The organism is Rhizobium sp. CBN3 (genome assembly GCF_030518245.1).
Taxonomy (GTDB): Bacteria; Pseudomonadota; Alphaproteobacteria; order Rhizobiales; family Rhizobiaceae; genus Rhizobium; species Rhizobium aethiopicum_A.
The window spans coordinates 1-1,336 of sequence record NZ_JAULSE010000072.1 but is presented as its reverse complement, the minus strand read 5'-3'; the positions used below and the strand labels follow the sequence as shown (position 1 = coordinate 1,336).

The following is a 1,336-nucleotide window of genomic DNA, read 5'->3' as shown; positions in this document are numbered from 1 at the left end:
CAAGGCCTGGGGCGAGGCCTGCGTCGGGCTGACCTGCGCCGGCATCAAGGGCTACTTCTGGAACTCGATCAAGATGGTGGTGCCGGCGGTGGCGATCTCCACCATCATGGGGGCGCTGAACGGTTATATCCTGACCAAATGGCGCTTCCCCGGCCACACGCTGGTGTTCGGGCTGATGCTGTTTGCCTGCTTCATCCCGTTCCAGTCGGTGCTGTTGCCGATGGCGACGATCCTCGGCTCGCTCGGCCGCTTCGGCGTCACCCTGCAGAACGCCACCGGCTGGAACTTCGGCTTCGGCAATTCGACGGTCAATCTGGTCTTCGTCCATGTCGTCTACGGCTTGGGCTTCACCACGCTGTTCTTCCGCAATTTCTACGAGGCCTTTCCGACCGAACTGGTCAGAGCCGCCCAGGTCGATGGCGCGAGCTTCTTCCAGATCTTCCGCCGCATCATGCTGCCGAACTCGCTGCCGATCATCGTCGTCACCGTCATCTACCAGTTCACCAACATCTGGAACGACTTCCTGTTTGCCTCGGCTTACGCCGGCACCGGTGACTCCATGCCGATGACGGTGGCGCTCAACAATGTCGTCAACACCTCGACCGGGGTGGTCGAATACAATGTCAACATGGCGGCGGCGATGATCGCGGCCGTGCCGACGCTCATCGTCTATATCCTCGCCGGCCGCTATTTCGTGCGCGGCCTGATGGCGGGCGCAGTCAAAGGGTAAGTCATGGCCTTCCTGGAAATCTCCGGCCTCAGAAAGCGCTTCGGCGCCGTCGACATCCTCAAGGGCATCGACCTCGAACTCGAAAAGGGCGGCTTCCTCGTGCTGGTCGGCCCGTCCGGCTGCGGCAAGTCGACCCTGCTCAACACCATTGCCGGGCTGGAGACGATCACCGCGGGCGAGATCAAGATCGACGGCCGCGACATCAGCGGTCTGCATCCGTCCAAGCGCGACATCGCCATGGTGTTCCAGTCCTATGCGCTCTATCCGAACATGACGGTGGCGGGCAACATCGCCTTCGGCATGGAGATCCGCGGCATTCCCAAGGAGGAGCGGGCCAAGGCGATCAAACAGGTCTCCGACATGCTGCAGATCGGCCATCTGCTCGACCGCAAGCCTTCCCAGCTCTCCGGCGGCCAGCGCCAGCGCGTCGCCATGGGCCGGGCCTTGGTGCGCAATCCGCAGGTCTTCCTGTTCGACGAGCCGCTCTCCAATCTAGATGCCAAGCTGCGCGTCGACATGCGCACCGAGATCAAGCGGCTGCACCAGCGCATGGGCACCACCTTCGTCTATGTCACTCACGACCAGATCGAGGCGATGACGCTGGCG

General features: G+C 62.6%; 2 protein-coding genes. Both read left to right on the top strand.

The window, feature by feature from the left end:
* The coding region (locus QWJ46_RS30945; protein WP_302756340.1) for a carbohydrate ABC transporter permease at positions 1-730 on the top strand (730 nt) is incomplete at its 5' end.
* A gap of 3 nt (positions 731-733) precedes the next feature.
* A partial coding sequence (locus tag QWJ46_RS30940) for an ABC transporter ATP-binding protein (protein ID WP_302756338.1) occupies positions 734-1,336 on the top strand: 603 nt, incomplete at its 3' end.